The sequence below is a fragment of the Corallococcus sp. 4LFB genome, assembly GCF_046520365.1.
Classification (GTDB): domain Bacteria; phylum Myxococcota; class Myxococcia; order Myxococcales; family Myxococcaceae; genus Corallococcus; species Corallococcus caeni.
In genome coordinates this window covers 1-10,970 of the sequence record NZ_JBKGHJ010000293.1, presented here as the reverse complement: position 1 = coordinate 10,970, position 10,970 = coordinate 1, and the positions used below count along the sequence as shown (strand labels likewise).

The following is a 10,970-nucleotide window of genomic DNA, read 5'->3' as shown; positions in this document are numbered from 1 at the left end:
GGCTCACCGGGCCTCCGGCCTCGAGCCCCAGCGTGGCCTCCAGGCGCGCCTCCGCCTCGTCGGGCGCGACCAGGTACAGCAGCGCGAACGACACGTCCTCGCGGCCCGTGGCGAGCGTCCGCAGGGAGTGCTCGCTGGCCTCGCGGACGGAGGCCGTGGGCGCCGCGGCCGTCTGCGCGCCCAGGTTGCGCAAGAGCCGCAGCCGGCGCTCGCTCAGGAGGCGCGAGGTCGTCTCCGCGCAAGCGCAGAAGATGCCGCCCACGCTCCCGTCCTCGCTCCAGAGCGGCGCGTAGGAGAACGTGAAGTAGGTCTCCTCCAGGTAGCCGTTGCGCATCAGCATCAGCGGGAAGTCTTCCGACCAGGTCGCCTTGCCCGTGTCGCGCACGCTGTCGAGCATGGGGCCGATGACGTCCCAGATTTCCCCCCAGCACTCCCGGCCGGGCGCCCCAGGAACTGCGGGTGCTTCGTCGCGCCGAGGATGGGCCGGTACGCGTCGTTGTAGAGGCGCGCGTATTCGGGGCCCACCAGATCTCGATGGGGTGCCTGGAGGCCAGGCACACGCTGACCGCGGTGCGCAGGCTCTGGGGCCAGTGCTCCACCGGACCGACCGGGGAGCTTGCCCAGTCGAACTCGCGCATGCGCGCCGCCATCTCCCCCTCCCCGGCGAGGACGAGGGCGCTGGGAGCGGCCATCAGGGGCGCGGAGCCTTCACGCTGCGTCATGTCGTTCCTCATGCCTTGGGCCAGGTGAAGTGGAAGGCGGCGCCCTGCCCCGGCGCGGAGTCCACCCAGGTCCGGCCGCCGCGGGTCTCGACGATCTTCCGCACCACGGACAGCCCGATGCCCGTGCCCTCGACCCGGTCGCGGCTCTCCAGCGTCTGGAAGATGCCCCAGATGCGCTCGTGGAACTCCGGGGCGATGCCCGCGCCGTTGTCGGTGACGGTGAACGCGTACTGCTCCCCCACGTCCCGCCACGTCACCTGGATGCGCGGATCCGGCCGGTGCAGGCGCGTGAACTTGATGGCGTTCCCGACGAGGTTCAGGAACACCTGCTGCAGCTTCACGCGCTCGGCGCTCACCGTGGGCGCCCCCGGCTGCACCGACACCCCCACCTCCAGCGGCGGGGCCAGCAGCTCCACCACCTCCTTGAGCAGGGCCCCCGTGTCCACGGGGCCCGGCTCGCTCACCTTGCCCGCGCGGGAATAGGTGAGGATGCCGTCGATGAGGGCCTCCATGCGGTGCACGCGGCCGTGCAGCCGCGCGATGAACTCCCGCGCCTCGGCGGTGAGGTTCTCACCCACCTCCTCCTTGAGCCACTCCGCCAGGTTCGCGATGCCGCGCAGCGGCGCCTTGAGGTCGTGCGAGGCCACGTAGGCGAATTGATCCAGCTCGCGGTTGGACTGCTCCAGCGCCTGGGTGAGCCGCATCAGCTCGCGGTTGCGCTCCTCCGCCTGCTGGCGGGCGCGCACCATGTCGGTGACCTCCACCGCGTGGGTCATGACGCCGAAGGACTCGCCGGTCTCGTCGAGGAGCGGCTGGTAGACGAAGTTGAAGTACGCGTCGTCCACCCGGCCGAAGCGCTCCACCCGCACGGGCACCTCGTTCCCGATGAAGGGCTGCTTCGTGGCGTACACCTGGTCGTAGAGCTCGAAGAGGCCCTGGCCCACCAGGTCCGGGAAGGCGTCCGGGAGGGTCCTTCCCACCAGGGGCCGGTTGCCCGCCACCTGGGCGTAGCCGGGGTTGACGACCTGGATGACGTGCTGGGGGCCGCGGGCCACCATGATGGCGGCGGGCGCCTGCATGAAGACCTGGGTCAGCCGGTTGCGCTCCAGCTCCAGCTGCTGCTCCAGGCGGTGCTGCTGGGTGATGTCGCGCAGGGTGAGGACCACGCCCAGCAGGGAGCGGCCCTCGGTGTAGACCGGGAGGGCGCTGCCCTGGACGCGCAGCTTGAGGCCCTCCGGCGTGAAGACGTTCCACACCTCGTTGATGACGCGCTCCCCGCGCCCGGCCCGCGCCGGGGGCAGCTCATCAGTGGAGAGCGGCGTGCCGTCCACCCGCTCCTGCCGGAAGTCCTGGGCGGTGAAGGGGGCGCCCACGCGCAGCCCCGGGTAGAGCGCCCGGGCCATGTCATTGAGGAAGGTGATGCGGCCCTCCGTGTCGAAGGTGAGCACCGCGTCGGCGATGTGGCCCAGCATCGCGATGCGCTCGGCCGCCAGCGCTTCGATGCTCCTGCGCGCCAGCACCTGCTCCGTGGTCTCCACCGCGTGCGCCATGATGCCGAACACGCTCCCGCTCGCGTCCTTCAGCGGCTGGTAGACGAAGTCCACGTAGAGGTCCTCCACCGCGCCGGTGCCCTTGCGGTCCAGGCGGATCAGCGCGTCGTGCGCGATGAAGGGCTTGCCGGTGGACCGCACGCTGTCCAGCAGCTCCAGGAAGCCCTGGTCCGCGATCTCGGGCAGGGCCTCGCGCACGGGCTTGCCCAGCAGCTCCCGGTTGCCCGTCAGCTGCTGGTAGAGCGGGTTGGACACGGTGAAGCGGTGCTCGGGCCCCTCCAGCACGGCGATGATGGCCGGGGCCTGCATGAAGACCTCGTACAGGCGCTCGCGCTCCGCCCGCGCCTCCGCCAGCGCACGGTCGCGCTCCTGGCGCGCCCGGACCTCCCGCGTCACGTCGAAGACGGAGACGAAGACGCCGCCCACCGCGCCGGACTCGTCGCGGACCGGGCTGTAGCAGAGCGTGAGGAAGAACTCCTCGGGGTGGCCGTGCGGCGCCAGCGGGTACATCCGCTCCTCGAAGTTGACCGTCTCCCCGTTGAAGATGCGCGGGTAGATGGTCTCGTTGATGTGCCACACCTCCGGCCAGCACTCCTGGTTGCCCTGCCCCAGGCCGCCGGGGTGCTTGCTGCCCATGAGCAGGCGGTAGCCGTCGTTGTAGAACTGGTAGAGCCGCGGCCCCCACAGGACGATGAGCGGGAACTGCGAGCCCAGCACCATGCTCACCGCGGTCTTCAGGCTCTGGGGCCAGTGCTCCGGGGGGCCCAGGGGATGCGCGCTCCAGTCCTTCTCCCGGTACAGCGCGCCGACCTCACCGCCGCCGAGGAAGAATGGGGCCGCCGCGTCCGTTGCTGGCTTCCACTGCGCGCTCATGTCAGGGCATCTCCACGAGGGTCCAGTACTTGTTGAGCGTGGCCATGACCTCCACGAAGTTGATGAACGTGACGGGCTTGAGCAGGTAGCCGGCGACGTTCAGGTTGTACGCGTCGATCTTGTCCCGCTCGTCCGCGGACGTGGTGAGCACCACCACGGAGACGGTGCGCAGCTCCGGATCCGCGCGCAGGACGCGCAGGAACTCCAGGCCGTTCATCTTGGGCAGGTTGAGGTCCAGCAGCACCAGCCGGCGCCCCTCGGGCACCTGGCCGGTGCGCAGCATCTCCAGGCCCTCCAGGCCGTTGGTGGCGACGTAGAGCGGGTTGGCGATGTGGTTCTTCTGGAAGGCGCGGCGGACGTTCATCACGTCCACCTCGTCGTCCTCGATCAACAGGATGTGCAGCGTTCTGTCGGAGGTGACGGCGGTCATTTGAGCCTTTCGTGCCTGCGCGGCATCGCGACTCAAGAGGAGCCCGAGCACGCCGGCATCTAGCGTTCGCTTCCGTGCGGAGATCAGGCACCTTCGGGCGACTGTCTGCTTTGCGACGCGCCCCTCCGCACGCCTGCTCGGGAGGGCGCCTGGGGAGTGTTGTCTGGCTTTCACTCCACGCCCATGGATTGAGGGCCTTCGCGCGGGGACGGTATGGCGGAGGACCCGGTGTGCGGTCCCCCTCCCCCATGGATGACGCCCAGAAGACGAAGGACGAGCTCCTCGCCGAGGTCCAGGGCCTGCGCAAGGCCCTGCGGCGGAACAGCGCCGACCTCGACCAGTTCACCTACGTGGCCAGCCACGATCTGCGGGCCCCGCTGCGCGGCATCTCCAACCTGTCCCAGTGGTTGGAGGAGGACCTGGGGCCGCAGGCGGGTCCGGAGGCGCGCAAGCACCTGGAGCTCCTGCGGGGGCGCGTGCAGCGGATGGAGGCCATGCTGGAGGGGCTGCTGGAGTACAGCCGCGCGGGCCGCGTCCGCCACGCGCCCGAGCCGGTGGAGGTGGACCGGTTGATCCACGACGCCATGGCGCGGCTGGCCCCCGGGGCCTCCGCGCGGCTGGAGACCGGCCCCGGGATGCCGGTGCTCGTCACGGAGCGCGAGGCGCTGGAGCAGGTCTTCCTGCACCTGCTGTCCAACGCCCTCAAGCACGCGGGCCGGGAGGACGTGCGGATCCGCGTGGAGGTGGCGGCCCGCTCCGCGCTCCATCACTTCTCCGTCGCGGACGACGGCCAGGGAATCGCGCCCCGGTACCACGAGAAGATCTGGAGCCCGTTCCAGACGCTCGTCTCACGCGACAAGGTCGAGGGCGCCGGCATGGGCCTGAGTGTCGTCAAGAAGCTCGTGGAGGGTCGCGGCGGCCAGGCCTGGGTCGAGTCGGCCGAAGGCGTGGGCACCACGGTCCACTTCACCTGGCCTGGCTCCGAGGAACGCCTCACGTGAGTGTCACCCCTGCCTCCCCTCTCTCCGTGGAAGTCCCCGCCATGACCGAGCACCTCCGGCTGCTGCTCGTCGACGACGACGAGGTGGACCGGCTCCTGGTCCAGCGACTCCTGGGCACGACCGGGCTGTCGGTGGACGTGGTGGAGGCCACGAGCGGGAGCGAGGCGCTGGAGCACCTGAAGGCGCGGCCCTTCGACGTCATCCTCCTGGACTTCTTCCTGCCGGGGGAGGACGGGTTCTGGGTGCTGCGCGAGCTGGGCAGCCGGGGCTCGCGCGCCCCCATCATCGTCCTCACCGGCCAGGGCAGCGAACAGACGGCCGTCGAGCTGATGAAGGCGGGCGCGTCCGACTACATCGCCAAGGGCCGGCTGTCCGCCGAGCGGCTGGGGCAGAGCCTGCGCCAGGCCATGCGGCTGCACCTGGCGGAGCAGCGGCACCGCGCGCTCGCGGAAGCCCTGCCGCAGATCGTCTGGACGGCGGGCCCCGACGGCCGGCCCGACTACTTCAACCGGCGCTGGTACGACTACACCGGCCTGCCCCACACGCCTTCCCTGGAGGAGAACGCGAGCGCGAGCCCCCTGCTCCTGCGGGGGGCCATCCACGCGGACGACGTGGTGGGCTGTCTGGGCAGGTGGAACGAGAGCCGCCAGGCGGGGGCGCCCTTCGAGTGCGAGGGGCGCATCCGGCGCCACGCGGACGGCACGTACCGGTGGCACCTCATCCAGGCCCTGCCGCTGCGCAACGCGCACGGCCGCATCCTCCAGTGGCTGGGCACCTGCACCGACATCGATGATCAGAAGCGCGCGGCGGAGACGCTGAGCTTCCTGGCGGAGGCGAGCACCATGCTCACCGCCTCGCTGGAGATGTCCGTCACGCTGGAGCGGCTGTCCGCGTTGATCCTCCCCCGGTTGGGGGACTGGTGCGCCGTCTACCTCCAGGACGGCGCCGGGCCCGTGCTCCAGGCGATGGTCGCCCACGCGGACCCCACCCGGGTGCCGCTGCTGCGCGAACAGCACCGGGCCTTCCCTCCGTCCGCCACCGCCAGCCACGGCGTCGCGCGGGTGCTGCGCACGGGGGTGCCGGAGCTGGTGCCCGAGCTCACCGAGGACGTCCTCGCGGAGGTCCTGGGGCCGCGAGGCGACGACGAACGGATCCGCCCGGGCTCGTGGATCATCGTCCCCCTGTGGGCGCAGCGGCGCGTCTTCGGCGCGCTGATGGTGTGCGCCTCCCGCTCCGGCCGCCGCTACGGCGCGCGGGACCTGGAGCTCGTGCAGGAGCTGGCGCGGCGGGCGGAGATCGCCATCGACAACGCGCGGCTGTTCGAGATGGCCAAGGCGGAGCACCTGGGCGCCGAGCAGGCCAACCGCGCCAAGGACGAGTTCCTGGCCGCGGTCTCCCACGAGCTGCGCACCCCGCTGATGGCGATGCTGGGCTGGACGCGGATGCTGCGCACCGGACAGCTGGGGCCGGAGAAGGCCGCGCGGGCCCTGGAGGCGGTGGAGCGCAACACGCAGGTGCAGACGCAGCTCATCGAGGACCTGCTGGACGTGTCGCGGATCATCACCGGCAAGATGCGGCTGGAGATCCGCCCGGTGAACCCCGCCGCGTTCATCGACGCGGCGCTGGACTCGGTGCGGCACGCGGCCGAGGCCAAGGGCGTCACGCTCTGCGCCGAGCTGCCCCCGGGCTCCGGCTCCATCCATGGCGACGCGGACCGGCTGCAGCAGATGGTCTGGAACCTGCTCTCCAACGCCATCAAGTTCACGCCCCGGGGCGGCCAGGTCACCGTGCGCCTGCGGTGGGTGGAGGGCCACGTCCTCATCGAGGTCCAGGACACCGGCCAGGGCATCCCCCGCGCCTACCTGGGGCAGATCTTCGAGCGCTTCTGGCAGGTGGACGGAAGCTCCACCCGGAAGCATGGCGGCCTGGGGCTGGGGCTGGCCATCGTGAGGCACCTCACGGAGCTGCACGGAGGCACCATCGAGGCGGCGAGCGAGGGCGAGGGGCACGGCGCCCTCTTCCGCTTGACGCTGCCGCTGTCCGTCGCGGCGGCGGCGCGCGGAAGCCCGCCCCTCCTCCAGACCCAGGCGCGCCAGGAGGCGCCGCCGCTCGCCCCGGGCGTGCTGGAGGGGTTGCAGGTGCTGGTGGTGGACGACGAGCCCGACGCGCTCGAGCTGCTCACCGTGGTGCTGGAGAGCCGGGGGGCCCGGGTCGTCACGGCCTCCAGCGCCCGCGCCGCGCTGGAGAAGCAGCAGGCCCACCGCCCCCACGTCATCGTCTCCGACATCGGCATGCCTGGAGAGGACGGCTACTCCTTCATCCGCAGGCTGCGCGCCCTGCCGCTGGAGCAGGGCGGCCAGACGCCCGCCATCGCGCTCACCGCCTTCGCGCGGATGGAGGACCGCACCCGGGCCCTGCTCGCGGGCTTCCAGATGCACGTGCCCAAGCCCATCGAGCCCGCGGAGCTGATCATCGTCCTCGCCTCGCTCACCGGGCGCCACCCGCCGGTGGACGAGCGGGTGCGGGGACGCTCCGCGTAGTTTGCTATGAAGCGCCCATGGCCTCGAATTCCGCTGATTCCCGCCCTGTCCTGAGGGCGGTCCTCAACGTCGTGGTGGGCTTCCTGGAGGTGCTGCGCGCGTTGCACCGGATTCCGTTCGACGCGGCCCGCTGGCTGCGGCTGCGCTACGTGTGGCTGAAGCCGCGGCCGGGGGACATCTACATCGCCACCTTCCCCAAGTCCGGGACGACGTGGATGCAGCAGATCGTCTACCAGCTCCTCACCCGGGGCCGGGGCGAGTACGAGCACATCCTCCAGGTGGCGCCGTTCCTGGAGGAGCTGATCCTCTCCCCCCGGGCCGAGCAGGTGCTGGATGGCCTGGAGACCCCGCGCATCCTGAAGACACACATGAAGTACGGCTTCCTCCGGCCGCCGCCGGACAGCCGCATCATCTACGTGACGCGCGCCGCGCCGGACGCGCTGGTGTCGCGCTACACGCACAACTGCGTGATGAGCGGCCTGCGCCTGGACTTCGACAGGTTCGTCCACAGGGTGCTGCGCAAGGACGAGTGGGGCCAGCACCTGGCCTCGTGGTGGCCGCACCGCGCGGACGCGAACGTGCTGCACGTGCGCTACGCGGACCTCGTCGCGGACCGCGAAGGCTGCCTGCGCCGCATTGGCGCGTTCCTGGGCGTGCCCGTGGCGGACGAGGACCTGCCGTTGCTGATGGAGAAGACGGGCTTCGAATACATGAAGCAGCACGACGCCCGGTTCGACCCGCGGACGGTGGTGTACGAGCCGCGGGAGCCGGGCTCCGGCTTCATCAACAAGGGCGGCGTGGGCCGGGGCAAGCCGGCGCTCAAGCCGGAGCACCGGGCCCGGCTGGACGCCCAGTTCCAGGCCGTCCGCCAGAAGCTGGGCATCACCGAGGACGCCATCTGAGCGCGGTGCGGGGAGCGGGCTTCAGTGCTTGCGGCGCTGGAGCTTGCGCAGGCCCGCGAGCAGCGCCTCGCCGTCCGGCGTGCCCAGGCCGGTGCACGCGTTCCACAGCGTCTCGTGGCTCGCGAAGTACGCGCCGTTGCCGCCCTGGGTGATGCGGCGGACGACGGGCTCGGCCTCGCTGACGAGCTTGTACAGCCGGGGGTGGAGGAAGCCCACGCGCTCCCCCAGCGCCTCGTTGAGGCGGACGACGAGCGCGGCCCACATCGGCGCGGCGGCGCTCGTGCCCGCGGCGACGCCCTGCTGGCCCTTGAAGACGATCTGATAGCCGGTGTGCAGGTCCGCGTTCGCCGCGACGTCCGGCACGCCCCGGCCGGTGCCGCGGGAGATGCTGAAGACGCCGTTCTTCCACGACGACGTCACCAGGTCGGGCACGCCCATGCCGCGCTGGTACAGCGGCAGCGCGTTCATGGTGCTGACGCCGCCGCTGCTCGCGCCCGCGGCCGTGGAGGTGTTGCCCAGCGCGCCCATGGACATCGCCTCACCCAGGCGGTTCCACACGCGCTCGTGGTGGAGCACGTCCCCCAGCGCCTCCAGCGTCGTGCCGCCGCAGCCCAGCACCAGCGCGCTCGCGGCCGGGTAGCTCGTCGCGGCGACGGTGATGGCGCCGGTGGGCGAGTGGCCGTTCACGGGCACCTGCGAGCCCAGGTCGCCGGACGCGGCGCACACGGTGATGCCCAGGAGCGCCGCCTCGATGAAGAGGCGCTCGAAGGCCACCTCCTCGCCCTGCTGGATGAGCGAGCCTTCGTAGAAGGACCAGCTGGTGGTCAGCACCGACGGCCGGTTCTCCCGGTCGCTGATGGCCTCCGCCAGGACGCGGTGGTAGTCGCGCAGGGAGTAGTCCTTGGAGCCCGCGTTGTAGACGACGACGCGCGCCCCCGGACACACGGAGGCCACCAGCTCCACGTCCATGGTGACCTCCGCGTTGGACGCGGTGTCGAAGCGCCCCGCCGTGTTCGGCCCCACGTTCACCACCGGCGCCGTGCGCTTCACGCCCACCGACTCCAGGGACCGGGCCAGGTCCTCTGGCGTGTAGCCGCCCGCCAGCTCGATGATGCCCACGCACTGGCCCTCGCCCGTGTTGCGGGGGTAGCGGTAGAGGTTCGCCACCTGGGGCGCCGTGTACGAGCGCACCCCGGCGTGCTTCGCCTGCTCCCGGGGCACGGGCAGCGCCGCGGCGTTGTGGGTGACGAGCGGCCGGGTGTCCAGCCCCAGCACCCACTCCGCCACGCCGTGCAGCGCGCGCGGCAGGGTCACCGGCTTCGTGTGGGTCAGGTAGGACGTGGGGCCGTGGGTGTAGCGCCGCAGGTCCACGCCGAAGGCCCTGCCCATCGCCGCCGGGGTCCCCTGGAGGACCACGTAGCCCCGGGCGCGGTGCTCGGACACGACGCGCAGCGCGTGCTTCTTCGCGAAGGCGCGCACGGTCTTCAGGTGCTTCGGGTCCGTGCCGTACTTCGCCTCGAACGCGTCGTGGGTGAGCGGGCGGCGCGGGGGATCCGCGCACAGCTGGGCCACCGTGGGCAGCGGCGAGCCGTGGCGCAGCAACAGGGTCACCTCCACGGTGCCGGTGGCGGCGCGGCTCCGCAGGGGGGGATGCACGGACTCCGGGGACACACGCGCGCTCTGCGACAGGGGGAGACGGGCCATGCGCGGCGTTCTACCACGCGCGGTCCGGGCACCCGGAAGCCGGGGCGGGCCGTAGGCACTGGCGCGGGCCCCGGCTAGGCTCGCCCGCCTGCCCATGGACCGAGTCCTCCGCATCAAGCCCCACCTGCGCGCCGAGGTGCTCGACGCGCGGCGCGTGTTCCTCGTCGGGGAGCGCGCCCAGTTCCTGCTGGAGGGCGAGCTGCACGCGAGCATCGTGCCCCTGCTGGATGGCCAGCGCACCGTGGCGAACGTCATCGCCGCGCTGGCGGGGCGGGCCTCCGCGCCGGAGGTGCTCTACGCGCTGTCGCTCCTGGAGGAGCGCGGGCACGTGGAGGAGGCGCATGACGTCTTCGACGCCAGCGTCGCCGGCTTCTGGGAGTCGCTGGGCGTGGGCGCGGCGGTCGCGGCGGGGCGGCTCTTGGACATGTCCGTCGCGGTGCGCGCCGTCGACGGCGAGGACGGGGAGCGGCTGGCGGAGGCGCTGCGCGACACCGGCCTGGACGTGCGCGAGGACGCGGACCGCCACGTGCTGCTGGTGGACGACTACCTGTCGCAGGAAGCGCTCCGGCTGGCCCGTGCGGCCCGGAGCGCGGGCGCCGCGTTCCTCCCGCTGAAGGTGTCCGGCACCGCGTGCCATGCGGGCCCGGTGGTGGGCACCGGCGAGCGCGCCTGCTGGACGTGCCTCACGGCGCGGCTTTTGGACAACCGCCCCATCGAGAAGTACCTCGCGCGCAAGGGCATCCCACCGCAAGCCACCCGCCCGCCGCGCACCGGCCTGCCCACCACCGCGCAGGCGGGGCTGTCCTTCGCCGCGGCGCTCGTGGCCCGCTGGGTGGTGGACGGGGCCACCGACGGGGGCCAGACGCGGCTGTGGACGCTGGACTTCGCCACCTGGAAGCTGGAGTCGCACGCGGTGACGCGGCGGCCGCAGTGCCCGGAGTGCGGCCGATCCCACTGGATGGAGGCGCGCGCGAAGGCGCCCCTGGAGCTGGCCTCGCGCCCCAAGCGCTTCACCGGCGACGGCGGCCACCGCATCCTCACCCCCGAGGAGACCTGGGAGCGCCACCGCCACCTCATCAGCCCGGTGACGGGCGTGGTGAGCGACCTGCGCGCGGTGCCGGGCGACGCGCCCCTGGGCCACATCCACTCCGCCGTCTTCCGCGTGTGTCCCTGGACGGACGCGCCGGCCTCCGACGACTTCCACCGCGTGGCCAGCGGCAAGGGCCGCACGGAGGCCCAGTCCCGCGC

The 10,970-nt window shown here is 72.1% G+C and carries 7 protein-coding genes and 1 pseudogene; 4 read left to right on the top strand and 4 right to left on the bottom strand.

The annotated features are described in order from the left end of the window. The 3 genes and pseudogenes from ACLEQD_RS27020 to ACLEQD_RS27010 all read right to left on the bottom strand — a co-directional run. Window positions 1-397: pseudogene (locus tag ACLEQD_RS27020) on the bottom strand (two-component system sensor histidine kinase/response regulator); the annotation flags it as partial. 333 nt (window positions 398-730) lie between these two features. Beyond that, window positions 731-3,145 carry a PAS domain-containing protein gene (locus ACLEQD_RS27015; protein WP_410387828.1) on the bottom strand — a complete coding sequence of 805 codons (2,415 nt, stop codon included), beginning with the start codon at window positions 3,143-3,145 and terminating at the stop codon, window positions 731-733. A gap of 1 nt (window position 3,146) precedes the next feature. Continuing rightward, the gene (locus tag ACLEQD_RS27010; protein WP_410387827.1) at window positions 3,147-3,575 is read right to left on the bottom strand and encodes a response regulator; all 429 of its coding nucleotides are present in this window, start codon (window positions 3,573-3,575) and stop codon (window positions 3,147-3,149) included. 230 nt (window positions 3,576-3,805) lie between these two features. Here ACLEQD_RS27010 and ACLEQD_RS27005 point away from each other — a divergent pair, with 230 nt between their 5' ends. Genes ACLEQD_RS27005 through ACLEQD_RS26995 form a run of 3 tightly spaced genes read left to right on the top strand, consistent with a single transcriptional unit; the run spans window position 3,806 to window position 8,018 of the window. After that, the gene (locus ACLEQD_RS27005; RefSeq protein WP_410387826.1) at window positions 3,806-4,576 is read left to right on the top strand and encodes a sensor histidine kinase; all 771 of its coding nucleotides are present in this window, start codon (window positions 3,806-3,808) and stop codon (window positions 4,574-4,576) included. Window positions 4,577-4,617: 41 nt separating this feature from the next. Then, on the top strand, window positions 4,618-7,116 hold the full coding sequence (locus tag ACLEQD_RS27000) for a response regulator (RefSeq protein WP_410387825.1): 2,499 nt from the start codon (window positions 4,618-4,620) through the stop codon (window positions 7,114-7,116). A gap of 17 nt (window positions 7,117-7,133) precedes the next feature. Further along, window positions 7,134-8,018 carry a sulfotransferase domain-containing protein gene (locus tag ACLEQD_RS26995; protein ID WP_410387824.1) on the top strand — a complete coding sequence of 295 codons (885 nt, stop codon included), beginning with the start codon at window positions 7,134-7,136 and terminating at the stop codon, window positions 8,016-8,018. 21 nt (window positions 8,019-8,039) lie between these two features. On the opposite strand, the gene ACLEQD_RS26990 is transcribed toward ACLEQD_RS26995, so the two are convergent. Further along, window positions 8,040-9,722, bottom strand: a complete 1,683-nt coding sequence (locus ACLEQD_RS26990) for a protease pro-enzyme activation domain-containing protein (RefSeq protein WP_410387823.1) — start codon at window positions 9,720-9,722, stop codon at window positions 8,040-8,042. Window positions 9,723-9,816: 94 nt separating this feature from the next. Between ACLEQD_RS26990 and ACLEQD_RS26985 the strand changes: the two genes are divergently transcribed. Then, on the top strand, window positions 9,817-10,970 hold a 1,154-nt coding region (locus tag ACLEQD_RS26985), incomplete at its 3' end, for a TOMM precursor leader peptide-binding protein (protein ID WP_410387822.1).

What these genes read in the sequence shown, in the direction of transcription:
- ACLEQD_RS27015 (WP_410387828.1), bottom strand. Translation starts at nt 3,145, where the DNA reads ATGAGCGCGCAGTGGAAGCCAGCAACGGACGCGGCGGCCCCATTCTTC.
- ACLEQD_RS27010 (WP_410387827.1), bottom strand. Translation starts at nt 3,575, where the DNA reads ATGACCGCCGTCACCTCCGACAGAACGCTGCACATCCTGTTGATCGAG.
- ACLEQD_RS27000 (WP_410387825.1), top strand. Translation starts at nt 4,618, where the DNA reads ATGACCGAGCACCTCCGGCTGCTGCTCGTCGACGACGACGAGGTGGAC.
- ACLEQD_RS26995 (WP_410387824.1), top strand. Translation starts at nt 7,134, where the DNA reads ATGGCCTCGAATTCCGCTGATTCCCGCCCTGTCCTGAGGGCGGTCCTC.
- ACLEQD_RS26990 (WP_410387823.1), bottom strand. Translation starts at nt 9,722, where the DNA reads ATGGCCCGTCTCCCCCTGTCGCAGAGCGCGCGTGTGTCCCCGGAGTCC.